Source organism: Paenibacillus sp. MER TA 81-3 (genome assembly GCF_023713585.1).
GTDB classification, from domain to species: Bacteria; Bacillota; Bacilli; order Paenibacillales; family Paenibacillaceae; genus Paenibacillus_B; species Paenibacillus_B profundus.
In genome coordinates this window covers 46,375-68,523 of record NZ_JAMAWB010000029.1, presented here as the reverse complement: position 1 = coordinate 68,523, position 22,149 = coordinate 46,375, and the positions used below count along the sequence as shown (strand labels likewise).

Annotated in this window: 25 protein-coding genes, 1 rRNA gene and 1 riboswitch; of the genes, 24 read left to right on the top strand and 2 right to left on the bottom strand. The window is 48.3% G+C overall.

All coding sequences use genetic code 11. From position 1 onward, the window contains the following. Nucleotides 1-3: 3 nt before the first annotated feature. A 5S ribosomal RNA gene (gene rrf / locus M3650_RS28175) occupies nucleotides 4-120 on the top strand. Nucleotides 121-230: 110 nt separating this feature from the next. Here the strand turns inward: rrf and M3650_RS28170 are convergent. Then, on the bottom strand, nucleotides 231-632 hold the full coding sequence (locus M3650_RS28170) for a hypothetical protein (protein ID WP_251579513.1): 402 nt from the start codon (nucleotides 630-632) through the stop codon (nucleotides 231-233). A gap of 505 nt (nucleotides 633-1,137) precedes the next feature. Here M3650_RS28170 and M3650_RS28165 point away from each other — a divergent pair. From M3650_RS28165 to rsmI, 10 genes are all read left to right on the top strand, one after another. Next, nucleotides 1,138-1,320, top strand: a complete 183-nt coding sequence (locus M3650_RS28165; RefSeq protein WP_233698607.1) for a sigma factor G inhibitor Gin — start codon at nucleotides 1,138-1,140, stop codon at nucleotides 1,318-1,320. Between the two features lie 327 nt (nucleotides 1,321-1,647). Then, a complete protein-coding gene (locus M3650_RS28160) occupies nucleotides 1,648-3,267 on the top strand; it encodes an aminotransferase class I/II-fold pyridoxal phosphate-dependent enzyme (protein WP_251579511.1) in 1,620 nt (539 codons plus the stop codon). After that, on the top strand, nucleotides 3,264-3,929 hold the full coding sequence (gene tmk / locus M3650_RS28155) for a dTMP kinase (protein ID WP_019420264.1): 666 nt from the start codon (nucleotides 3,264-3,266) through the stop codon (nucleotides 3,927-3,929). Before M3650_RS28160 ends, tmk begins: the two co-directional genes overlap by 4 nt. A 145-nt stretch (nucleotides 3,930-4,074) precedes the next feature. Further along, a complete protein-coding gene (locus M3650_RS28150) occupies nucleotides 4,075-4,404 on the top strand; it encodes a cyclic-di-AMP receptor (protein WP_019420265.1) in 330 nt (109 codons plus the stop codon). A gap of 24 nt (nucleotides 4,405-4,428) precedes the next feature. Further along, entirely contained in the window at nucleotides 4,429-4,872 is a 444-nt protein-coding gene (locus M3650_RS28145; RefSeq protein WP_251579509.1) for a YaaR family protein, read from the top strand. An 85-nt stretch (nucleotides 4,873-4,957) separates the two neighbouring features. Then, complete coding sequence (holB, locus tag M3650_RS28140; RefSeq protein WP_251579507.1) at nucleotides 4,958-5,938, top strand: DNA polymerase III subunit delta'; 981 nt, start codon at nucleotides 4,958-4,960, stop codon at nucleotides 5,936-5,938. Further along, the gene (locus tag M3650_RS28135; protein WP_019420268.1) at nucleotides 5,939-6,739 is read left to right on the top strand and encodes a PSP1 domain-containing protein; all 801 of its coding nucleotides are present in this window, start codon (nucleotides 5,939-5,941) and stop codon (nucleotides 6,737-6,739) included. It begins immediately after the preceding gene. 34 nt (nucleotides 6,740-6,773) lie between these two features. Next, nucleotides 6,774-7,160 carry a DNA replication initiation control protein YabA gene (gene yabA / locus M3650_RS28130; protein WP_019420269.1) on the top strand — a complete coding sequence of 129 codons (387 nt, stop codon included), beginning with the start codon at nucleotides 6,774-6,776 and terminating at the stop codon, nucleotides 7,158-7,160. Nucleotides 7,161-7,281: 121 nt separating this feature from the next. Then, nucleotides 7,282-8,046, top strand: coding sequence for a tRNA1(Val) (adenine(37)-N6)-methyltransferase (locus M3650_RS28125; RefSeq protein WP_483311797.1), 765 nt, complete (start codon nucleotides 7,282-7,284; stop codon nucleotides 8,044-8,046). A gap of 1 nt (nucleotide 8,047) precedes the next feature. After that, entirely contained in the window at nucleotides 8,048-8,968 is a 921-nt protein-coding gene (gene rsmI / locus M3650_RS28120) for a 16S rRNA (cytidine(1402)-2'-O)-methyltransferase (protein ID WP_251579503.1), read from the top strand. Between the two features lie 274 nt (nucleotides 8,969-9,242). Here rsmI and M3650_RS28115 read toward each other — a convergent pair whose 3' ends face one another. Further along, the gene (locus M3650_RS28115; RefSeq protein WP_005545514.1) at nucleotides 9,243-9,497 is read right to left on the bottom strand and encodes an AbrB/MazE/SpoVT family DNA-binding domain-containing protein; all 255 of its coding nucleotides are present in this window, start codon (nucleotides 9,495-9,497) and stop codon (nucleotides 9,243-9,245) included. Nucleotides 9,498-9,854: 357 nt separating this feature from the next. Here M3650_RS28115 and M3650_RS28110 point away from each other — a divergent pair, with 357 nt between their 5' ends. The 13 genes from M3650_RS28110 (at nucleotide 9,855) to glmU (ending at nucleotide 22,022) form a co-directional block, all read left to right on the top strand. Next, complete coding sequence (locus tag M3650_RS28110) at nucleotides 9,855-11,129, top strand: HD domain-containing protein (protein WP_251579502.1); 1,275 nt, start codon at nucleotides 9,855-9,857, stop codon at nucleotides 11,127-11,129. Between the two features lie 96 nt (nucleotides 11,130-11,225). Beyond that, the gene (locus tag M3650_RS28105) at nucleotides 11,226-11,993 is read left to right on the top strand and encodes a TatD family hydrolase (protein WP_233698601.1); all 768 of its coding nucleotides are present in this window, start codon (nucleotides 11,226-11,228) and stop codon (nucleotides 11,991-11,993) included. Nucleotides 11,994-12,185: 192 nt separating this feature from the next. Continuing rightward, nucleotides 12,186-12,389, top strand: a riboswitch (cyclic di-AMP (ydaO/yuaA leader). A 310-nt stretch (nucleotides 12,390-12,699) separates the two neighbouring features. Beyond that, nucleotides 12,700-13,821, top strand: a complete 1,122-nt coding sequence (locus M3650_RS28100) for a resuscitation-promoting factor (protein WP_251579501.1) — start codon at nucleotides 12,700-12,702, stop codon at nucleotides 13,819-13,821. Nucleotides 13,822-14,207: 386 nt separating this feature from the next. Continuing rightward, entirely contained in the window at nucleotides 14,208-14,780 is a 573-nt protein-coding gene (gene rnmV, locus M3650_RS28095; RefSeq protein WP_251579500.1) for a ribonuclease M5, read from the top strand. Between the two features lie 4 nt (nucleotides 14,781-14,784). Further along, nucleotides 14,785-15,678, top strand: coding sequence for a 16S rRNA (adenine(1518)-N(6)/adenine(1519)-N(6))-dimethyltransferase RsmA (gene rsmA / locus M3650_RS28090; RefSeq protein ID WP_251579499.1), 894 nt, complete (start codon nucleotides 14,785-14,787; stop codon nucleotides 15,676-15,678). Nucleotides 15,679-15,774: 96 nt separating this feature from the next. After that, nucleotides 15,775-16,668, top strand: coding sequence for a sporulation peptidase YabG (gene yabG / locus M3650_RS28085; protein ID WP_251579498.1), 894 nt, complete (start codon nucleotides 15,775-15,777; stop codon nucleotides 16,666-16,668). Nucleotides 16,669-16,815: 147 nt separating this feature from the next. Further along, entirely contained in the window at nucleotides 16,816-17,091 is a 276-nt protein-coding gene (gene veg, locus M3650_RS28080) for a biofilm formation stimulator Veg (RefSeq protein ID WP_251579496.1), read from the top strand. 176 nt (nucleotides 17,092-17,267) lie between these two features. Further along, nucleotides 17,268-17,447 carry a small, acid-soluble spore protein, alpha/beta type gene (locus M3650_RS28075; protein ID WP_019420279.1) on the top strand — a complete coding sequence of 60 codons (180 nt, stop codon included), beginning with the start codon at nucleotides 17,268-17,270 and terminating at the stop codon, nucleotides 17,445-17,447. Nucleotides 17,448-17,652: 205 nt separating this feature from the next. Beyond that, nucleotides 17,653-18,507 carry a 4-(cytidine 5'-diphospho)-2-C-methyl-D-erythritol kinase gene (ispE, locus tag M3650_RS28070; protein WP_251579494.1) on the top strand — a complete coding sequence of 285 codons (855 nt, stop codon included), beginning with the start codon at nucleotides 17,653-17,655 and terminating at the stop codon, nucleotides 18,505-18,507. 318 nt (nucleotides 18,508-18,825) lie between these two features. After that, nucleotides 18,826-19,674 (top strand): pur operon repressor, encoded by an 849-nt coding sequence (gene purR, locus M3650_RS28065; RefSeq protein WP_019420281.1) that lies wholly within the window; start codon nucleotides 18,826-18,828, stop codon nucleotides 19,672-19,674. Nucleotides 19,675-19,698: 24 nt separating this feature from the next. Continuing rightward, entirely contained in the window at nucleotides 19,699-20,082 is a 384-nt protein-coding gene (locus tag M3650_RS28060) for a RidA family protein (RefSeq protein WP_019420282.1), read from the top strand. A gap of 137 nt (nucleotides 20,083-20,219) precedes the next feature. Beyond that, nucleotides 20,220-20,504 carry a septation regulator SpoVG gene (gene spoVG, locus M3650_RS28055; RefSeq protein WP_005545528.1) on the top strand — a complete coding sequence of 95 codons (285 nt, stop codon included), beginning with the start codon at nucleotides 20,220-20,222 and terminating at the stop codon, nucleotides 20,502-20,504. Between the two features lie 132 nt (nucleotides 20,505-20,636). Beyond that, nucleotides 20,637-22,022 (top strand): bifunctional UDP-N-acetylglucosamine diphosphorylase/glucosamine-1-phosphate N-acetyltransferase GlmU, encoded by a 1,386-nt coding sequence (gene glmU, locus M3650_RS28050; protein ID WP_251579517.1) that lies wholly within the window; start codon nucleotides 20,637-20,639, stop codon nucleotides 22,020-22,022. Nucleotides 22,023-22,149: the final 127 nt, after the last annotated feature.

Sequence of the window (22,149 nt, the reverse complement as noted above, 5' to 3'; positions counted from 1 at the left end):
CTGTTTGGTGGCGATAGCGGAGGGGTTCCACGCGTACCCATCCCGAACACGACCGTTAAGCCCTCCAGCGCCGATGGTACTTGGACCGCAGGGTCCCGGGAGAGTAGGACGTTGCCAAGCAGACAAAGCCCACTGATGATTCTCATTGGTGGGCTTTTTTTGTTTATATATGTTTTTTAGGTGAGAATATAGAAGGTAAAAAAACACCCGGAACCGGGTGTCTTAACTTGTTACGCTTTATATACAGAAAGATCGGACTCATTCAGCTTTACTAAGCCATTTTTTCCTTCGGCAAGAGCAGATAAGGTACCGAATATGCGGGGGACCATTAACCATAAATGCCAAAACACGAGTTGCAGTGTGAGCCCCATAGGAAGCCAAGGACTGATGATACCGATGACGATGAACGTAATGAAAGTAGTGTGCCACAATATTTTTGACCAATACCGATGACTAATAAATTGCTGTTCTTGCGGCAGAAAGCCTATCCATGGGATTCGCCATCTCCACGTCCATCTTCCTTTATACGAATAACGGTCAATGACGAAGACAGATCTTCCAGTAACGTAATGAACCCATCCGATAACAATCCATGAAGTAACTACATATGCAATGCCGATCACACCGCTCATATATATTGCCGCTAAGAGTGATATCGCGGCCAGTAAGAGATAACAAATTGAAAAAGCACGAACAAACCGGACCTTTTTCAAGAGTTGATAATGATAAAAGGTTCGATCATTGTTTAATAAGGTCATCGTACGTTTCATCCCTTTCGTCATCTTGAGGAATAGGTTATATATCGGAATATTACCTATGAAAATGTAGAATAGCTGTGAAAAAGCAAAGGGATACACTGTCCATAGAAAAAGGACACATGCGCTGCATATATGCATAGAACGTACAGACACCAATACAGTCGTTTGCTCATAAACTTACCTTGTAGAACTGACCGCAACCCGTCATATCACGAACAATGATAGTGTTTCACGCATGTAATTAGGTCAAGTACAGGGGAATACTCAGCATATTTAGGTCACACTCATTAAAAAAAGTTATGAAAGCAACTATGAAACTGGTATAAATCCATAGAGTATGGGGCATACTAGCTATAAAACGTCCAAAGGTGGGATTGCCATGGAAAGTCAGGAGACACACTGCATTGTGTGTGGTGAAGCGACGAATGACGGCATTACGGTCGTCAATCAGTTCATTTGTACCTCCTGTGAGCAGGAGATGGTCAAGACCGATGTGCAGGACAAAAAATATTCTTTTTTCATTCATCGTTTAAAACGTTTGTGGGTGCACATTAATGCATAAGGTCATAGGATGAGAGCTCAACTACTGGGCTCTTTTTTGCTATTTGGTTAGGATAAAGGATGAAGCTAAGCTTAATATAAGCTACAATTAAAGAGGTTGTTCAAAAAGTCCCCTTTTGACCATTAAGGCCTCGATAGAGGTTTTCTCATCACGAAGATTATCTGGTAGTATTTCGACAACGAATCTTGCATTCATTCTTGAAGAGCTTGCTTCCGATGTATTTTTACTGCAAAAACTTGTACTTCTCGATGCTGAAGAGTGGTCTTTTTGAACACGCACTTAAAGTACAGGCAAGCTAGAATGGCACACGTAAAGGGGCATATCGGCATGAACCGAAGTGAACAACAATCTGAAAATCGACTTTTTGACGTTAGGGCCCCCTTAGCGGAGGCTTTGCTTCATTATATAAGTGAGAAACGCACCTCGTTCCATGTTCCCGGACACAAAAACGGGGCGGTGTACAAGCAAGCTGTGCAAGAAACCGTGGGAGAGCAACAGGAACTGCTGCATCGTCTGGCACAGCTGTTAGCTATCGATGTAACTGAAATTGAAGGGACGGATGATCTCCACCATCCGATGGGGGTCATTGCAGAGGCTCAGCAGTTAGCGGCTCATTGCTTCGGCGCTGAAGAAACGCATTTTCTCGTAGGAGGAAGCACGGTAGGTAATATGGCGCTTCTTATGAGCTGCTGCAGTCAACCGGGGGATCTCATTCTTGTACAGCGGAATGTGCACAAATCGGTCCTCCACGCCTTAATGATGGCCGGGGCGCGGGCCGTATTTCTTACTCCAAGGATAGATAAGGTCAGCGGATTGGCTACCACACCACATATTGATGTCTTAGCGGGGGCTCTGCAAGAATACCCTGAGGCGAAGGCTGTATTCTTGACCAATCCGAATTACTACGGCATGGGCATCGATTTGCGGCCGTTTGCTCAGGCTGCACACCGACATGGGATACCGCTCATCGTGGATGAGGCCCATGGGGCCCATTATGGACTGCATCCGTCTCTTCCCGAATCGGCCTTAGCGATGGGGGCAGACGGTGTCGTGCAATCTACGCATAAGATGCTGAGTGGCATGACGATGAGCGCTATGCTGCATGTGCAAGGGCCTTACGTGGCAAGGAAGCGGTTGAAGCAACTGCTGACAATGCTGCAGAGTTCGAGCCCTTCCTATCCGCTAATGGCTTCGTTAGACGTTAGCCGCCAATGGATTGACGTTAAAGGGGCGCAAGCCTTCGAGCAAGGGCTGACAGCCGCAATGTGGCTGCGCGAACAGATGCATCAACTGCCGAGGTTCGAACTGCTGGTCAAGCAAGAGCCTTGCGTATCAGTTGAACAGAGCGATCCAAGCGAAAGCAACGATTTTTCGGCCTTTGACAATCTGGATCCAATGAAAGTGGTTATTCGGGAGAAAGACGATTGCATCAGCGGATACGACCTGCTAGCAAAGCTTGCGGAATACGGCTGTGTCGCTGAGATGGCTGACCTTCGACACGTCGTATTCGTATTCACCTTGGGCAGCACGCTGCAGGATGCGAGACGCTTAATTAATGCATTGCAATCGATCGCGGTGTCAATGGGTAATAAACCTTCATATGATGGTATTGGTACACAGGCGATCACCCAGTCAATTGGAAGCTTGACGTCGTCTCGGCCTCATTCTGAGCCGGTTCCTTTTTCTATCTATGAAGCCAATGTCGGCACCACGCAGCAAGTTCTGCTGCAAGAGGCGGCAGGCATGGTGGCTGCAGAAGCCGTTATCCCGTATCCGCCAGGCATTCCGCTCCTATATCGTGGTGAAACCATCACAGCAGCGGCTGTGAATGAGCTGGCGAAGCTTGCTGCAGCTGGGGCGAAGTGTCACGATGCAGAGGATTACAGCTTGCAGACGATTAAAGTATATGTAACGAAGGATCAGATGGGAAAAGGGGAACTGAGATGACAGATAGACAACGTCCTGGCTGGTTCATTACACTTGAAGGCGGGGAGGGCGCAGGAAAGACGACCGCGATACAGCAGCTTACGGAGTACCTTAATACCCGCGGACTTGATGTGGTCGTAACCCGTGAACCCGGAGGCATTCCGATTGCGGAACAGATTCGCCATATTATTCTTGACCCGTCTCATACGACGATGGATGCGCGCACGGAAGCGCTGCTGTATGCGGCAGCCCGACGCCAGCATCTGGTCGAGAAGGTAATTCCAGCACTAGAGAAGGGGGCTGTCGTATTATGCGATCGCTTCGTAGACAGCAGTCTTGCTTATCAGGGACATGCGCGCGGCTTAGGCATGGAAGCGGTGTGGGAAATTAACCGTTTTGCCATTCATGACACGATGCCGGACGTGACGTTCTGGCTCGATATCGAGCCAGAGATCGGACTTGGCCGAATTGCAGCGAACCATACGCGTGAATTCAATCGGCTCGATCAAGAGCAGCTTGCATTTCATCAAGCGGTGCGCGAAGGATATGTTCAATTGGCAGAGCTTCATGAAGAGCGCATCGTCCGCATCGATGCCAATCAGTCGAGTGAGTGCATTATGAGCCAAATGTTCGACATTTTATATGAACGAACGCAGGATTTCATGGTACGAACGTGTAAGTAAGTAGGAATAAACAATCACTACTTGAATTGAATTATAAGAGGTTGTTCAAAAAGCACACTTTTGATCACGAAGTATTTCAAGAATTGATTCGGTCGTTGCTGAAAAGCGGCCTTTTTGAACACGAACTATAAGGAGGATGACAGGCATGAAAATGATTGTAGCCATCGTACAGGACAAAGATAGCAATCGTCTTTCCGGTGCATTAGTCAAAGCGAACTTTCGTGCAACAAAGCTGGCGAGTACAGGTGGATTTTTGCGAGCGGGCAATACGACGTTCATGATCGGTGTCGATGATGATCAAGTTGGTGCCGTCCTGAATGTCATCCGCAACAACTGTAAAGTAAGAGATCAATTGGTAACGCCAGTAACACCACTTAGCGGCACGACGGATTCGTATATGCCTTTGCCTGTAGAGGTGCAGGTTGGCGGAGCGACTGTGTTCGTATTGCCGGTTGAACGATTTGAGCAATTCTAGACCATTGATTGCAGGTGATATGAAGTGAAAATCAATCCCGGATATCGTCCACTAGGTCAAGACGTCCGCATGGGCGAATCTATAACCAAGCCGATTCAGCACAAATCGTTCGCAGACATGATGCATCATAGCCACGAGCGCTCCAGCGGTGAGGAACTGCAGCAGCGGCTGCAGGATATTTACCGGCAAGGTGAGCGTCTCGCCAAGTCGATGACAGTAAGAGAGTTGCGCCAGTATCGGACGTTGGTGAAGCGGTTCTTGGAAGATACGGTTCGTCAGGGGATGAAGATCCGCGACGCGCGCGGCTGGGATCGCCGGGGACGGAACAAACGGTATAAACTCGTGGATGAAATTGATGAAGCGTTGATTGCATTAGCGGAGGAATTGTTGGAGACCGAGCAGGGCAAAATAGAGCTCTTGCAAAAAGTCGGAGAAATCCGTGGCATGCTGATCAATTTATGCTACTGAATCTGGATATCCAACATATGTTTTTATAGAGGTAGTTCAAAAAGTCCCCTTTTGAACACTTATTGATAGGAAGGATTACAAGGCGATGTCGTTTGAACACATATTAGGGCAAGAACGAGCTAAGAAAATATTGCAGAATGGTCTGCGTTCGGGTAAGGTCTCACATGCATATTTGTTCAGCGGTCCGAAAGGTACGGGGAAGCTTGGGGCGGCTTTTACGTTTACGAAAGCACTGTTCTGCGAACGGCTGCAGGATGATGCTTGCGATGAATGCCTGTCTTGCCGGAAAATAGAGCATGGCAATCATCCAGATGTGCAAGTGATCTCACCCGAAGGTCAGAGTATTAAAATCGACCAAATTAGAGAGCTTCAGCGAGAGTTCTCTTATCGCACCCATGCGGCTGGGCGCAAGGTGTATATTATAGAGCAGGCGGAGAGTATGACTGTGCAAGCGGCCAACAGCCTGCTTAAATTTTTGGAGGAGCCGACGAGTCCGATTACTGCGATTCTTATTACAGAAAATGGTCAAGCTATGCTCCCTACCATTCAGTCCCGTTCGCAAGGGGTACCTTTTACCCCGCAAGATCCGCAAATAATCTGCAGCGAATTGATAAAACAAGGATGTCCAGCTGTGTTAGCGCGCGCCGCCGTTCACGTCGTGAACGGATTGGATGCAGGCATACAGCTGTGCCAACAGAATTGGTTTGCAGAACTAAGAAACGTAATGTTACAATTAGGAAAGGAGTGCGGAACGCGATTGTCTTCCGCGCTTCTTATGGCACAGCAGAAGGTGTTCAAGACCGAGCTTGCAGAGCATGCGGACATGCTGTTTCGTTTGTTCCATCTCTGGTTTCGAGATATGTTGAACTACCAATACAACCGGCAGGACAGCCTCGTCTTTCGAGATCAGCTTGATGCGATAGGCAAGTTGGCCTGGACGAAATCGGCTGAAGGGTGGATTCGGTGCATGGATGCGGCGACAGAGGCGCAGAAGCGGGTACGCGCCAATGTAAGTCCGCAGCTTGCGTTCGAGCAGTTTCTGGTTGGGATGCAAGGAGGTACTTGATTGTATAATGTAGTCGGCGTCCGTTTTAAAAGAGCGGGCAAAATTTATTATTTCGACCCGGTCGAGTGGCCGGTCCAAAGGGACCAGCATGTGATCGTCGAAACGGCGCGCGGCATCGAGTACGGCAAAGTCGTCATCGGTCCGAAGATCGTCGGCGAGAACGATGTAGTGCTTCCCTTAAAGAAGGTAATTCGTATCGCCAATGAAGCAGATGCTTCTTTGGTGGAATCGAATCGTCAAGCAGCTAAGGATGCCTTTACCACCTGTATTGAGAAGATACGGGCTCATCAATTAAAGATGAAGCTGGTGGATGTAGAGTATACGTTTGACCGGAACAAAATTATCTTTTACTTTACGGCAGAAGGCCGCGTAGATTTTCGTGAGCTGGTAAAGGATTTGGCCAGCGTATTCCGCACTCGGATTGAACTTCGACAAATCGGGGTACGGGATGAAGCGAAGATGCTGGGCGGTATCGGCCCATGCGGACGGGTATTATGCTGCTCCTCATGGTTAGGTGATTTTGAACCGGTATCTATAAAAATGGCAAAAGACCAGAACTTATCGTTGAATCCTACCAAAATATCCGGTTTGTGCGGTCGTTTGATGTGCTGTCTGAAGTACGAGCATGACAATTACGAAAGCGCCAAGGAAGAACTTCCGACGGTAGGAAAATGGGTTGTCACGTCGTACGGAGAAGGCAAAGTTGTCGGCATCAATGCTGGCGAGCGAAAGGTGCATGTTCAGCTGGCTGAGATAAGCAAGGTCAAAGAGCTTCCTTTTGACGACGTTGTTGTAAAATAATGTGGCGGACTTTTTCACGCTCTGGGGTGGGAACTTGGAGAAGAAAGACATTTTTGCGCAGATTCATGAATTGGAAACGCATATGGGAGACCTTCATCAAGAGCTTGGTGCGCTGAAACTCGTCGTCAAAGAACTGCTGGAAGAGAATCAACGCTTGTGGATGGAGAATCAGCAATTGCGCAAAGTGCTGCACCACGAACACCATGAACATTTGGAAGCCTTGCCGGAAGCAGAGGGGGAGTCAGTACCCGCAGCCGACGATCCTGATCTTTTTAGCGAGGCCAAGGAAAATGTGGTTGGCGAAGGTTACGACAATTTAGCGCGGCTGTACCATGAAGGGTTTCACATTTGCAACGTGTATTACGGACATTTGCGGACGGAAGGCGATTGTTTGTTCTGTCTGTCCTTCCTAAATAAATAACCGCGGCCGTAGGTGAGCGGGAACGGATAAGTTCCCCCGCCTACGGCTTCTTCATATCTAAAGGGGTGGGACGACTGGCCAAAGTATGGATGCAGGTAAAGGTAGGGGAGTTATGAAAAAAATGAGCGAGACGGTGGAGCTTCAGCCTTCGGAACGGATTGATGATTTACTGACACATGAGTTGAGAATCATTCAAAGCTCCGAAGTGTTTAGCTTTTCCATGGATGCCGTGCTGCTGGCACGGTTTGCGACTGTTCCGGCACGCGGGCGAATTATGGATTTGTGTACGGGCAACGGTGTAGTTCCATTGTTGCTATCGACACGGACCAAAGCGGACATCGACGGCTTAGAAATTCAGCCGCGATTAGCTGAGATGGCAAGCCGCAGTGTGCAACTGAATGGATTGCAGGAGCGGGTGACGATAATGGAAGGCGATTTAAAAACGTTTCAGCCGCGGCCGGAACGTCCGTATTACGAGCTCGTGACCGTCAATCCGCCATACATGCCGATTCAGACGGGTGATACGAAGGTGAATAAGCATCAGGCGCTGGCCCGCCACGAAGTGGCATGTACGTTGGAAGATGTTATCCGCACATGCTCGAGGTTGCTAAGGACGGGCGGAAAAATGGCGATGGTGCATAGGCCTTCCCGCTTGACGGACATGATAGCGCTCATGCGGCAGTATCGGCTTGAACCAAAGCGAATTCGCTTTGTTCACCCGCGAGCAGGCACGGAAGCCAATATGGTGCTAATCGAAGCGGCTCGGGACGGCAAGCCGGATGTGCGGTTGCTGCCGCCGCTAATCGTATATAATGAAGGAAATGAGTACTGTGAGGAATTAATGGACATTTATTATGACCAAGCATCGCAGTTGAAGGATGGATAACATGAACATAACGGAACAATATAGTTATCAAGACGCCTCCGACAGAAGTGGAGCGCTCTATTTAGTCGGAACGCCGATCGGCAATCTGGAGGATATGACGTACCGTGCCGTACGGACGCTGACAGAAGCGGATATTATTGCCGCGGAGGATACGCGCGAGACGCGAAAGCTCCTCAGCCATTTTGAGATTCATGGGAAGACGTTGTACAGCTACCATGAGCATAATAAGCAGGCCAGCGGCCCGGAGCTGGTGAGGATCATGCAGGAAGGGAAGCGTATCGCCCTCGTGAGCGACGCCGGTCTGCCAGCCATATCTGACCCGGGAGCCGATCTGGTCCGGATGACGATAGAAGCCGAGCTTCCCGTCATTCCGATTCCCGGCCCCAACGCCGCACTCTCAGCGCTCATCGCATCGGGGCTGCCGACCGAACGGTTCACGTTCGCAGGCTTTCTGCCCCGCGATAGGAAACGCGCCGAGTTGATGCTGGCGTCACTTACGGCAGAGGCTGGCACGCTTCTCTTCTATGAGTCGCCGCACCGCGTCGCAAAGACACTTGAACGTATCGTGAATACGTTCGGTGCGAACCGACGCATGACGCTGGCCCGTGAGTTAACGAAGCGCTATGAGCACTTCGTCCGTGGCAATGTAAGCGAATGTCTTGCTTACGTACTGGAGCATCCGCCGCTTGGCGAGTGCTGCCTCGTGGTTGAAGGGGCAAGCGAAGACGAGACAGCTGCAGCGGAGGCCAGCCAGGCTTGGTGGCAGCCACTAAGTGAAGAAGAGCACGTAGCGCATTACGAAAGGGAGCAACATATTTCCCGTAAAGATGCGATGAAGCTGGCTGCCAAAGATCGCGGCGTCTCGAGACGGGATATTTATCAAGCTTTGCTGCAAATGGAAAAGGAAAGACAAGGTGATTAGAAATAAAATAAATGCTGAATAGAACAAATTTTATAAAAAAAATGGGTGGGCAGGACTGAATGGAGACAAGAAGGTTGTGGTAACTTCATCCTGTCACCAACGTAATCATTAGAGAGAAGCGGGCATGATGAAGTCCTGAAAGGGCGTGAAACCCGCGCCCCACAACAAAAAAAAGACCCTCATGGTTGGGTTCAATAACCATGAGGGCATCAAGGAAGATATGAAAAAGGTTAGAATTAACATGTGTGATTAGTGCTATTATATACTATTTTTCTTATTTTGTCACAGGTTGAGGAATTTCCGAAATACATTCGTGACAAACAATTTTTCCTTTAAAGTATGTAACGTTTTCAGCATTGCCGCAGAAGATGCATGCAGGCTCATATTTTTTCAGCATGATGCGCTCTCCATCCACGTAAATTTCCAGCGCATCTTTTTCACCGATTCCAAGGGTGCGGCGAAGCTCGATTGGAATGACGACACGACCCAGTTCATCAACTTTACGAACGATACCAGTGGACTTCATCATAGTTTAACGCTCTCCTCTTTAATTACATAATAAGTCACAATTCGACAAATTTCTAATTTGGCTGTTTATTATCGTACCAACCATTCCCAAATTAGTCAACCTGTAAAATTCGTAGATATCGTGCTAATTTATGGTTTTTAGCATTTTTTTAACTGAAATTTAACTATTTTTTACGATTTACTACTCACATTTGCACTTAGATGGTGTTTTTTGTTAGGAAATAAAGGGAAACGCGAATAAACAAAACCTTTTCGACAACATCATCGATTTTAAAAACGATGTCGAATAAACTAATAATGCAAACCTCTAATAATCTTTGCAAGCTGTTTAAATATGCTCAGAGGGGAGTGAAGTCCCATGTTAAAAGAAGAAAAGGTATTTAAAGACCCGGTTCACAATTACGTGCATGTTCAGGATCGCACGATCTGGGATCTCATTAATACGAAAGAATTTCAGCGGCTGCGCCGCATTCGCCAGCTCGGTACGTCATACTTGACGTTTCACGGGGCAGAGCATAGCCGATTTTCCCACTCACTCGGTGTATATGAAATCACACGCCGCATCATTTCCCAATTCGAACGCAATGGCTATGAGGATTGGCCACAGGAACAACGGCTCGTCGCGTTATGTGCCGCCTTGCTCCATGATGTAGGGCACGGGCCGTTTTCCCATTCCATTGAAGAGGCGTTCGGCATGTTCCACGAAGATTGGACATGCCGTATTATATTGGAAGATTCTGAAATTCACCAAGTGCTGCAGCAAATTGATCCAGCATTGCCAGAGCAGGTAGCTGCGGTCATTTGCAAGACGTATGCTTATCCGATTGTCGTCAATTTGGTGTCTGGTCCGCTTGATGCGGATCGTATGGATTATTTGCTTCGGGACGCCTATTTTACGGGTGTCAATTACGGCACTTTTGATATTGACCGTATACTGCGGCTCGTACGTCCATATAAAGATCGGATCGTCGTGAAGGAAAGCGGTATGCATGCGGTAGAGCATTACTTGCTCTCACGATATGAAATGTATTGGCAGGTTTATTTTCACCCCGTTACACGCAGTTCGGAAATGGTGCTGAGGCACATTTTCAAGCGGGCCAAGGAGCTTTATTTGCAGGGCTACTCATTCCGCTATTTTTTGGAGCCGCTTGATGCGCTGTTTGAAGGGACGTTGACAACCACACAGTATGTGCAGTTGGATGAGGCTTTTGTACAGACTGCCTTTATGCAATGGATAAATGAACCGGATGAGCTTCTCGCCGACTTGTGTCAGCGATTCATCGAGCGTAAACTGTACAAGTATATTGAAGTGGACGAGTTGAATGCTGAATGGCTGTGCCGTGAATGGCATGCGGCAGGCTTGAATCCGGACTACGACATTATGTTCGATTCACCTTCGGATAATCCGTATGATGTGTATCGCTCGGGAGACGAACCGACGCAGCAGCACATATTGCTGTGGGATGGTCATGACCAAGTGATGGAATTGTCCAAAAAATCGGACATTGTGCGTTCCATCAGCGGCATTCGCCGTGGAAATCATTACATTTATTTCCCGATGGACAAGCTTCAAGCTGTGGAACATCGGCTCACGGATGAAGTGAAGCGGATGTTCCTGCAGCGAAAAAATTGAGTCCAAGAACTGGTCGATGGATGGAAAGTGGAAACAAGCTCTTTAAATTAAGAAGGAGAAAGTAATCAATACAATTTTAAAAGGAGCGCATTTGACGTGTTATTTGATACGCATACCCATTTGGACAACGAAGCATTTGACGAGGATCGTGAGGCAATGATCGCTCATGCTGTGGAGCAGGGCGTTACACGTATGGTCAATGTCGGCTTTAACCGCGAGACCATTCCTACAACAATGGCGTTAGCTGAGAAATATGATTTCATATATGCGGCTGTAGGCTGGCATCCGGTGGATGCCATAACAATGAAGCCAGAGGATATCGATTGGATTGCCGAGCTCACCAAGCATGACAAAGTCGTCGCCATCGGCGAGATTGGTCTCGACTATCATTGGGATACTTCACCGAAGGATGTTCAGCAGCGTGTATTTCGTCAGCAGATCGGGCTGGCCCGGGAGTTGCACATGCCCATCGTCATTCATAATCGCGAGGCGCATGAAGATGTGATTCGTATTTTGCGTGAAGAGAAGGCGAGTGAAGTCGGTGGGATTATGCATTCCTTCTCCGGCAGCTGGGAGACTGCAAAAATGTGTCTGGACATGGGGTTCTACCTTTCCTTTGGCGGACCGATTACGTTTAAAAATGCAAAGCAGCCCAAAGAAGTGCTTGTAAAGATACCAGATGACCGATTACTCGTCGAAACGGATTCCCCATATTTGACTCCTCACCCTTTTCGCGGGAAAAGAAACGAGTCTGCTCATGTGCGTCTCGTAGCAGAGGCGGCGGCGCAATTGAAAGGAATGGAATTTGAAGAATTTTGCAGAATAACGACTGAAAACGGACTGACATGTTTTGACATACGGTGAAAATCAATGAAAAACCGATGAAATAAAGTTCTAGACCACAAGATAAGTGGATTTGTTCACGAAAAAGCGATTTTGTTACTTTTTTTTAACCCTTTTTGACTTAAAACGTGATTGATACCATCTTTACAAGGTGATTGCAAACACGATATGATTTCTCACAGATGTTCGTAAACACTTGAATATTGTTCCAACCAACCAGTATCGCTTAATCTCCATTTTGGAGAGCGGGGGAACCAAAGCGCGAGCAATCCGGGAATGAATACATGTTCATTCATGCGGAATGTATCCTAGGGGTGAATTCTGAACAGCCGAGCCATGAGCCGGTGAGTTGAGATAGGGCGACTCTCACAAGCCCGAACCCGACAGCTAACCTCGTCAGCGTATCGGAGAGAGGGGTCCGCGTGCGTCCTACACTGTTGACGTTTGGGTTTCATTTGGGAAGCCACGACAAGAGTCGCCTCTTACGCTAGGCTTCTTTTGTTTCTCTTGAAACTTCTTTTTTCGAATAAAGAAAAGAAAGACGTCATAGGGTTATGAAATAGGAGGTGGGAGCAGCCGTTACTGGAGTTGGTGTGAAGAATTCGACCATAGCTTGCACATAAGCTCGACAGATGAACGTATTCTTCGCAAACATTCTTGATATAGTCGCGTCAGATGGAATCATGCAAAACACTCGACGGCGGGACTATGTAAGGAGGACCGAGAAGTGGGAGAGATCGTTAATGACGAAACCCATGAACCCCGATCATCCAGCATGTCGCTCGCAATGCGATGGAAGCATGAAAATGTACGTGTCGTGTCTGTCATTGCTGCTGTTGCGGTTGTTATCACGTTGATTACGGTATTATATATGTATGGTGCATCGAAGAAGACACTGTCCATCCGCGTAGATGGACAAGAGCACGCTATAGAAACACGCCAAGATACGCTTCGTAATGTTTTGGATGAGCATGCGATAGCGGTAGGGGCACATGATGCCGTATCCAAACCGTTGGATACGGAAATAACAGATGGCGATAAGATCGTCATCGAACGCGCGTTACCCGTTAACGTGATGGTAGACGGACAGAAGAAGACGCATTATACGACCAAAAAGTCGGTGAGCGACGTTTTAGTATCGCTTCAAATACCTGTCAAGACGGCTGACAAGGTATATCCGGGTCAAGATGCTGCCGTTGCAAGTAATATGGACATTCGTATCGTGCGTGTCAGTAAGAACGTAGAAGAGCGAAAAGTGAAGGTTCCATTCCAAGTCGTCAAGAAAGCTGATCCTACCTTGTTGAAGGGGAAGACGAAGACGGTTCAAAAGGGGAAAGAGGGAATCGTCGTCCAAAAGATTGAAAAAGTATATGAGGACGGCAAACTCGTATATTCGCAGTTAGTGGATAAGTCCGTTCAGACGAAGCAGGTCAATCAGGTTCTAGCCTATGGAACGAAGAAGGAACCTGAAGTGGTCGTTCTGTCGGCAAGCTCTCCGAGTGTCGGCTCTGGCAAAGGGGGCAAGGTCGGCTTCGATTACAAGGATATGCTGGAGAACGTTCAATTAACCGCCTATACGGAACAAGAAGGGTCACCGGGAGCCAAGACCGCCTCCGGCACCAAGGTGGTGGAAGGACGTACGATCGCGGTAGATCCGAAGCTCATTCCGCTTGGATGGTGGGTGTATATCGAGGGCGTCGGATTTCGACGTGCTGAAGATACAGGCGGAGCGGTAAAAGGCAAAATTATTGACGTTTATTACGAAAGCAAAGGTGCTGTACGCAAGTTTGGCAGGAAAAAGGGCCATACGGTGTATGTGATCGGTCCGGTGAAGCCGGAAGCAAATTAATTGATGCGATGACGCGGCAGAAGTCACGCGGTTTGCTGCCGTGTATTTAGGATATAGTAATGAATAACGATTTATGTCATGCTAAGAAGAGGGAGATCCCTCTTCTTTTGTGCTTTTTAGAGGTTGTTCAAAAAGTCCCCTTTTGATCACGGAGTATCGCAAGATGTGATTCGGCATCGAATCTTGCATCACCCTCGAAGAGGTTATGCTTCCGAAGTATGTTTCCTGCGGAAACATTTCAGGTGCTCATGTAATCTCGCCTACACTGCGCTCCTCCTTCTTCGGGTTCTTGCAACCTCCTCGGTGTTGAAAAGCGGCCTTTTTGAACATCTATTTAAATAAGTTACGTGATCAAAAGTGGGGGACATGAGGAAGGAGCAAGAACGTTGATACGAGAAGTAATCGTCGTGGAAGGAAAAGACGACACCGTTGCAATTCAGCGCGCTGTGGAAGCCGATACGATCGAGACGGGGGGATCGGCTCTCAATGATATGACCATCCGCCGCATTGCTCTGGCGCAAGAGCGGCGCGGTGTTATTATATTTACGGATCCCGACCATGCAGGGGAGCGCATTCGCAAGCTGATCGCTGCGCAGGTTCCCGGCTGCAAGCACGCGTTCTTGCCAAGGCACGAGGCGATTGCAAAAGGGGATCTCGGGGTGGAGAACGCCTCCCCTGAAGCGGTACGTAGAGCGCTGGAGCAGATACGGACAGAAATGCCTGCATTACATACGGAGCTTACGTGGACAGATTTGGTGGAAGCTGGGCTTACAACTTTTGCAGGTTCCGCCGAACGCCGCAGACAATTGGGTGAAAGACTGGGTATCGGCTATTGCAATGCGAAGCAGATGTTAAAACGCTGCGCTATGTTTCAAATCGGGCGGGAAGAGTTCGAACAGGCATTGCATGAACTGGAGGAATCCAATCTCACCGCGCAACAACAGCAGAAGGAGACATGAACGAATGAATCACTCGTTTACGGATATTGCAACACCTTCGCGAACGAAGGAAATTGTTCGCAAACACGGCTTCTCTTTTAAGAAGAGCTTGGGACAAAATTTCTTGATCGATATGAATATCATGCGGCGCATTGTCGATGCAGCCGAACTGGATGCCTCTACAGGGGCTTTAGAGATTGGTCCAGGGATTGGAGCGCTTACCGAACAGTTGGCGAAGCGAGCGGGCCGTGTAGCGGCCGTAGAGATTGATCAGCGTCTCATCCCCATTCTGGACGAAGTGATGGAACCATATCCAAATGTGCAGATCGTTCATGGCGATGTGCTGAAGGTGGATTTGCAAGAGTTATTCCGCGAACAGTTTCATGGGATGGACAAGGTAAGCGTCGTGGCCAACCTTCCTTACTACGTGACCACACCGATTATGATGAAGCTGTTGGAAGAACAACTTCCGCTGAAGCATATTGTCGTCATGATACAGAAGGAAGTGGCTGAGCGCATGGCAGCGAGTCCGGGAGGCAAGGATTACGGCAGCTTAAGTGTGGCTGTGCAATACTATGCCGAGCCAGAACTGATTTGCACTGTTCCGGGTACGGTCTTTATCCCGCAGCCTAATGTAGAGTCTACCGTTATTCGACTGCGCGTAAGGGAGGAGCCTCCTGTTCAAGTAGCGGACGAGCAGCATCTATTTGAGGTCGTGCAGGCGAGCTTTGCCCAGCGGCGCAAGACGCTGTGGAACAATTTGAAGGCGCGCTACGGCAGCGTGTGTGGAACGGATGCGCTGGCTGAAGCGATTGCTACTGCCGGCATTGAGCCGACAAGACGCGGGGAGACGCTGTCTCTTGAAGAATTTGCTCGCTTAAGCGATAGCATCGGACGTGCGGTCAACGCAGCTGAATAATTCAGCACGGTGTGAGCTAACCGTGATGGTCGCCAATGTAGGCAATCACCAAACTGCACTTTTGCCCATAGGATAGTTGGAGAGGTGATCGATCCTATGAAGCAAGGAGATCTGGTCGTACGTAAGTCATACGGCGGCGATATTACATTCCGCATTGATGCGGTTTTTCAGGATACGGCGATTATAAAAGGGACTGAATTTCGTCTGCTCGCCGATTCTCCAGTTCGAGATTTGGTCAATGTTTCGCAAGCAACAATTAAGCGTCGTACGCAGCAAGCTCATATTACTATGCTGGAATCAGTCAAGGCAATTGAGCAGCATCAACGCCAACAGACCGAACGCCGCCGCGCCGAGTTTCAATTTGCCGAGGTTCCCCATTCATCTGCTTATTTTGATATGCCTGGCAAGGTGCTTCATTTGGATGGTGATTCGAACTATTTGCAGAAGAGCATGGCGATATATAATCAGCTTCGAGTACCGGCCGAGGGGCATTACGTGCATGAGGCGAATATGGCGGATATGCTGTACCGCTTGCTTCCCCGCGTGCATCCGGACATCGTCGTCATTACAGGACATGATGGAGTATTGAAAAGTATGAAGGATCGGGATTTATATAGCTTGCAAAGCTATAAAAATTCAAAAAATTTCGTGAATGCCGTACAAACCGCGAGACAGTTCGAACGCCATCTTGATTTATTGACCATCGTAGCAGGAGCTTGCCAATCCCATTTCGAGGCGCTGCTGCAATCTGGTGCGAACTTCGCCAGTTCACCCGGCCGGATTATGATTCATGCATTGGATCCGGTGTATGTCGCTGTGCAAGCCTCGTATACATCGATTCGCGAAACGGTACAGATAGGCGATATCACATCACATACGATGACGGGACTGGAAGGAGTAGGCGGAATCGAGACACGAGGGAGCTATCGTGTTGGGATGCCGAAATGGAAAGATTTATCCAATTTGAACGTGACACCGTCCGTAATTTGAATAAAAAACGATGAATTGTAGAAACTTAAGAAATTGGGCAAAAAAACACATTGACACCTAACAAAGCTTGTTGTTATAATTGTTTATTTAATTTGACATTTCCTCTAACTTTGTTTATAATGGACAAGGAAAGAGGTGGTAGCTACAATGGCGAGAAATGCGCTATTTGAAATTCGTCGCTGTCTTGAAACTCATGTCGGCCAGAAGATTTTACTCCGTGCAAACGGTGGTCGTCGTAAGACGATTGAACGCACGGGTGTGTTGGAAGAAACCTACCCTTCTGTATTTATTGTCAAGTTGGACCAGGAACAGAACGCGTTCAAACGAGTGTCCTATAGCTATGCAGATATATTAACAGAATCGGTCGAAGTGACCGTATGCGCCGAGAATGGCGAAATGAAGATTGAATACGTTCGTGGTTGAACGTTCATGACGGGCAGTCCTTAATGGGCTGCTTTTTTGTTGCCCACAAATATGATCGGCTTGCAGCGAATAACCCCTTTTGCTGTAACCAACATTATAGGTACACGTCTCGCGCAGCGTTTTAAATGCGCCACATTTTTGGAATCGGTCCAGATTCCGCCGAAGGAGGTATGACGATGAGTCGAAGAAGACGCAGCAGCTTTATGTCTGAGGAGTTGAAGTACGAATTAGCAAAAGACCTCGGCTTCTATGACACCGTTACCCAATATGGGTGGGGAGCCATCCGAGCCAAAGATGCAGGAGATATGGTAAAGCGTGCCATTCAATTGGCCGAGCAAGCCGCAGCGAAGAAATAATTGATTGTTCTGCCAAAAAAAGCGAACGGAATGACATCATCGTCACTCTGTTCGCTTTCCTTATTCATTGGCGGGAAAATGGTTGGACCAAGTAAAAAAGGGAAAAGATGGTACCGATGATATCCCGTTCTACGCGAATGACTTGCCAAGTAGAGTCTGTTATAATAACGTAAGCGATCCGTAGGATAAAGAAGGGTGAACGCGAGTGAAAGTATACGAGAAGGCGCCAGCCAAAATTAATTTGCTACTGGACGTGTTACGCAAGCGTGAGGACGGATATCACGACGTCGAAATGGTAATGACGATGGTGGACCTAGCGGACCGTCTCGAAATGGAGGAGCTGCCTCGCGACGCGATTATCATCTCCAGTCAGGCAGGTTACATACCGTTAGATGAGAAAAACTTGGCGTTCCAAGCGGCAAAATTAATTAAAGGACGATATGAAGTGAAGCAAGGCGTATATATTCATCTGGACAAAAAGATTCCTGTCGCGGCGGGCTTGGCCGGGGGCAGCAGCGATGCTGCGGCGACGCTGCGCGGCTTGAACCGGCTGTGGCGGCTCGGCATTTCGGACGAGGAACTGCAGCGGTTAGGAGCAGAGCTTGGTTCGGATGTGCCGTTCTGTGTAACGGGAGGAACTGCGATTGCGCGGGGGCGGGGCGAGAAGCTGGAAACGATCGAGAATCCGCCGCAATGCTGGGTGGTGCTTGCCAAGCCGCCAATCAACGTATCTACGGCCGATGTCTACGGTCGTCTAAGGGCACAGCATATTCAAGAGCACCCTTCCTTAGCGAGGATGCTGCAGGCGATTCAAGGCCAGGACTTTCATACCCTGTGCGAATCGCTTGGCAACGTGCTGGAGGACGTTACACTGCCGATGCACCCGGAGGTGCAGCAGTTGAAGGAAACGATGGAGAAGCTCGGTGCAGAAGGCGTGCTCATGTCCGGAAGCGGCCCGACGGTATTCGGCTTAGTGTCCAAGGAATCCAAGATAGCACGTATTTACAATGGCTTGCGCGGTTTTTGCAAGGAAGTATATGCCGTACGCATGCTCTCCTAAAGGTTAACTTTTGATCACGAAGCATGACAGTAAGTATTTCGACATCGAATCTTGCATTCACCCTAGAAGTCCGGTGCTCATGTAGTTTGCCTACACTCCGCTCCTCTTTCTTCGGGTTCATGCAACCTTCTTGGTGCTGAAAAGTTAACTTTTGATCACGAAGCATGACAGTAAGTGGTTTCGACATCGATGGAACTTAAGACAATTTCGTTACACAAAATGAAATTTTTGTCTTGACAATCGGTTCTTGTCTTGATAATTAACGTACATTCATGTAGTATTTACAATATATTATTCGGTTTTGAGCGAGGGGTTAGGATGAAAAAATTGAAGCGCAGCGCTCGTCTGGTCGAAATGACGCAATATCTCATGTCTAATCCGCATAAGCTCATCTCTCTCACAACCTTCGCAGAACGGTACGGGGCGGCCAAGTCTTCCATTAGCGAAGATTTGGCTATTATTAAAGAAGTGTGTGAGACGGAAGGAACAGGCGACTTGCTCACGCTGGCCGGAGCGGCTGGCGGGGTGAAATATATGCCGAAATGCGGCCCTGATAAGGCGCTGCCTGTTATTGAGTCGTTATGCACATCAATGGAGCAGCCCGATCGGATGCTTCCAGGCGGATACTTTTATATAACAGATATATTAGGACAACCTGGATTGATGAATGATGTTGGCCGCATGTTTGCATCGGCCTTTGCTGGACGTGATATCGATGTGGTCATGACGGTGGAGACGAAGGGGATTCCAATTGCATATGCTACGGCAGCCCATCTTAATTTGCCGGTTGTGCTAGTTCGTCGCGACCATGTGGTAACGGAAGGTTCAGCGGTTAGTATTAACTACGTGTCCGGCTCACAGAAGAGCATCCATACGATGACGCTGGCGCGGCGGGCGCTGAAGGAACGTTCCCGTGTGCTCATTGTGGATGACTTTATGCGGGCAGGCGGCACGGTGCACGGTATGATGGATTTGCTGCACGAATTCGACGCTACCGTAGCAGGTGTCGGCGTACTTGTAGAATCAGAGGACGTATCGAAAGAGGAACGCTTACTGACTGATTACGTCTCTTTGATTCGCGTGTCTGCGTCGGATCCGCGGTCACGTCAGTTGATAGTGAAACCAGGGAACTATTTTGATAATCATGAAGTCATGGTTGAAAGATAAGCCACTCTTAGAGGAGGTCTTTCTATGTCAAATGCATTAGAAATGATTGCGACAAGCGAGGCACCGGCTGCTATAGGCCCGTATTCCCAAGCAGTCAAATGGGGCGATGTCGTATTTACATCTGGTCAAATTGCACTGACTCCTGAAGGTCAGTTGGCAGAGGGCGGAGTTGAAGAACAGACGCACCAAGTATTCCGCAACTTGCAAGCCGTTTTGAAAGAAGCGGGTTCCTCTTTGGGGAATGTGATAAAAGCCACTGTATTTTTAAAAGATATGAATCAGTTTGCACAAGTGAACGCCATCTATGAATTGTACTTTGGTTCACATAAGCCGGCACGCTCTACTGTTGAAGTAGCGCGGCTTCCGAAAGATGTCCTTGTCGAAATTGAACTCATTGCAGCGATATAAATCGAAGCTTGTCGAAATGGCTAAAGAAGGTTAAAAAAATTCAAAAAAAGTTTGTTTCTTGGCAAATTTAAGAAGGATTTTAGTTGCGCGTGTGGAATTATACACCAAGTCTTGTTGGAAAAAGGTGGTGAACACACGTGCAAATTACTGATGTCAGACTCCGCCGCGTCAACACAGAGGGGAGAATGAAAGCAATCGCTTCGATTACGATCGACAACGAGTTTGTTGTCCATGACATCCGTGTTATCGATGGTAACAACGGCATGTTCGTAGCGATGCCGAGCAAACGGACGCCAGACGGCGAATTCCGTGACATTGCTCATCCGATTTCATCGGCGACACGCGAGAAGATTCAAGCTGCGGTATTGGCTGAATATGAGCGCGCAGCTACGGAAGAGGAAGTTATTGAAGAGGGCGCATAATCTTTTTGGTTAATATTGGGGTTGCAAAGAAAGAGAGCCAATCATAGGGGGCTCTCTTTTCTTTTTGTTCATAATGAGATATATTCTACTATGGAGTACAGGGAGAGCAGGAGGTCGGACGCTTTGAAAAGAATGGCCATTGTGCTTGCTGCTGGACAAGGCAAACGCATGAAGTCGAAGTTGTATAAAGTGCTTCATCCGGTGTGTGGAAAACCGATGGTGGGACATGTTCTCGATGCGGTAGAGCGCGTGCAAAGCGAGCGCACTGTCGTTGTCGTGGGACATGGAGCCGAAGCGGTTCAAAGCTACCTGGGTCATCGCGCGGAATTTGCTTTACAAGCGGAACAACTCGGTACTGGACATGCAGTAAAGCAAGCAAAGGCGCTTCTTGATGGTGAACAGGGCATAACTCTCGTCATTTGCGGAGATACGCCGCTAGTGACATCGGAGACGTTGGCACAGTTGATGGAGCTGCACGTGCGTGCGCAGGCGTCAGCGACGATTTTGACGGCTGAACTTGAAGAGCCGACCGGCTATGGTCGGGTTATTCGCGACAATGATGGTTCGGTCTTGAAAATCGTTGAGCAGAAAGATTGCACGCCGCAAGAGCAGTCAGTGAAGGAGATTAATACAGGCACTTACTGCTTTGATAATGCGAAGCTGTTTGCTGCGCTGGAGCAGGTTACCAATCATAACGCCCAGCAAGAGTATTATTTGACTGACGTAGTCGGCATTATGAAAGCGCAAGGCGAAACCGTACAAGCCTTTTGTACGGATGATATCGGCGAGTCGATCGGCGTAAATGACCGATTGGCGCTGTCGGAGGCAGAGCGCTTAATGCGGGAGCGTATCAACAAACGCCATATGTTAAATGGTGTTACTATTATCGACCCTGCACAAACGTATATCGAAGCGGACGTCGAGATCGGACCGGATACGGTGCTTGAGCCCGGAACGAGTCTGAAAGGACGTACGACCATCGGAGCGGATTGTGTGATTGGACCGAATACCGAAATTACCGATTCCTTCGTTGGCGAACGTGTGCAAATCAAGCAATCGGTGGTGCAGGAGGCCGTTGTCGGCAGCGATAGCAGCGTAGGTCCGTTTGCGTATTTGCGCCCAGGTGCACGCCTTGGCGAGCACGTCAAGGTAGGCGATTTCGTGGAGATTAAAAATGCCTCTCTGGATGATCATACGAAAGTTTCGCATTTAAGCTATATTGGAGATGCGAAAGTAGGCAAGAATGTAAATATTGGATGTGGAGCAATTACGGTCAATTACGACGGATATAATAAATCCGTTACGGAAATCGGCGACGATGCGTTTATCGGCAGCAATGTCAATCTCATCGCACCGATCAACGTCGGCAATGGAGCCTATGTCGTTGCTGGTTCAACGATTACACACCATGTTTCAGATAATGAATTGGCGATTGCCCGTGAACGTCAAGTGAATAAGCCAGGCTATGCGGATAAGATTCGCGCCCGCGCAAAAGCGAAGAAAGAACGGGAATCGTGAGCAATATAGTTGCGCCATCGCTTAATTATGGTAGCATGTAGAAGAGAGCCTTTATAGTTGAGACCTTTAACGGATAAGCTAAGCAACACCATTAACGGACACTACTAAACAACGATGACCAAGAACC

Coding starts and splice junctions, on each gene's coding strand:
- veg (WP_251579496.1), top strand. CDS start 16,816: ATGGCGAGAAATGCGCTATTTGAAATTCGTCGCTGTCTTGAAACTCAT.
- M3650_RS28160 (WP_251579511.1), top strand. CDS start 1,648: ATGAACCGAAGTGAACAACAATCTGAAAATCGACTTTTTGACGTTAGG.
- M3650_RS28115 (WP_005545514.1), bottom strand. CDS start 9,497: ATGATGAAGTCCACTGGTATCGTTCGTAAAGTTGATGAACTGGGTCGT.
- glmU (WP_251579517.1), top strand. CDS start 20,637: ATGGCCATTGTGCTTGCTGCTGGACAAGGCAAACGCATGAAGTCGAAG.
- M3650_RS28075 (WP_019420279.1), top strand. CDS start 17,268: ATGAGTCGAAGAAGACGCAGCAGCTTTATGTCTGAGGAGTTGAAGTAC.
- tmk (WP_019420264.1), top strand. CDS start 3,264: ATGACAGATAGACAACGTCCTGGCTGGTTCATTACACTTGAAGGCGGG.
- M3650_RS28150 (WP_019420265.1), top strand. CDS start 4,075: ATGAAAATGATTGTAGCCATCGTACAGGACAAAGATAGCAATCGTCTT.
- holB (WP_251579507.1), top strand. CDS start 4,958: ATGTCGTTTGAACACATATTAGGGCAAGAACGAGCTAAGAAAATATTG.
- M3650_RS28165 (WP_233698607.1), top strand. CDS start 1,138: ATGGAAAGTCAGGAGACACACTGCATTGTGTGTGGTGAAGCGACGAAT.
- M3650_RS28060 (WP_019420282.1), top strand. CDS start 19,699: ATGTCAAATGCATTAGAAATGATTGCGACAAGCGAGGCACCGGCTGCT.
- yabG (WP_251579498.1), top strand. CDS start 15,775: ATGAAGCAAGGAGATCTGGTCGTACGTAAGTCATACGGCGGCGATATT.
- M3650_RS28125 (WP_483311797.1), top strand. CDS start 7,282: ATGAGCGAGACGGTGGAGCTTCAGCCTTCGGAACGGATTGATGATTTA.
- purR (WP_019420281.1), top strand. CDS start 18,826: ATGAAAAAATTGAAGCGCAGCGCTCGTCTGGTCGAAATGACGCAATAT.
- rsmA (WP_251579499.1), top strand. CDS start 14,785: ATGAATCACTCGTTTACGGATATTGCAACACCTTCGCGAACGAAGGAA.
- rsmI (WP_251579503.1), top strand. CDS start 8,048: ATGAACATAACGGAACAATATAGTTATCAAGACGCCTCCGACAGAAGT.
- M3650_RS28110 (WP_251579502.1), top strand. CDS start 9,855: ATGTTAAAAGAAGAAAAGGTATTTAAAGACCCGGTTCACAATTACGTG.
- M3650_RS28170 (WP_251579513.1), bottom strand. CDS start 632: ATGAGCGGTGTGATCGGCATTGCATATGTAGTTACTTCATGGATTGTT.